The organism is Vibrio sp. 1562, assembly GCF_033340155.1.
GTDB classification, from domain to species: domain Bacteria; phylum Pseudomonadota; class Gammaproteobacteria; order Enterobacterales; family Vibrionaceae; genus Vibrio; species Vibrio alginolyticus.
Window position 1 is genome coordinate 1 of sequence record NZ_JAWOVY010000756.1, and the last position, 524, is coordinate 524.

Below are 524 nucleotides of genomic sequence, written 5' to 3' on the forward strand. Positions count from 1 at the left end.
CACGAGAACAGCTCGAAGAAAAAATTATTGATGGCACCATTACCGATGCCAAAACCATCGCTTGCTTAAGCAAAGCTCGCCTTTGCGGATACATTTAGGAATTTGGACCAAGGAGATATTCATGGATTTTCGTTCAGACACAGTGACTCAACCCACCCAAGCTATGCGCGAAGCAATGTTCAGCGCCCCTGTTGGCGATGATGTTTATGGTGACGATCCTACCGTAAACGAGCTAGAGCAATTCGCGGCTGAATTAGCAGGGTTTGAGGCAGCGTTGTTTACCACTTCTGGCACGCAAGCAAACCTTTTAGGGTTAATGGCACATTGTGAGCGTGGCGATGAATATTTATGCGGCCAGCAAGCGCACAATTACAAATATGAAGCAGGTGGCGCAGCGGTACTGGGTTCTATCCAGCCTCAACCAATAGAAAACAATCCAGATGGCACGTTGCCATTTGACAAATTAGAGGCGGCAATTAAACCTGATGACGCGCACTTTGCTCGTACTCATCTGCTAAGTTTAG

General features: G+C 47.1%; 1 protein-coding gene. It reads left to right on the plus strand.

Going from position 1 to position 524, the window contains the following annotated elements:
* Window positions 1–121: 121 nt before the first annotated feature.
* On the plus strand, window positions 122–524 hold a 403-nt coding region (locus R7Z49_RS27480), incomplete at its 3' end, for an aminotransferase class I/II-fold pyridoxal phosphate-dependent enzyme (protein WP_318112832.1).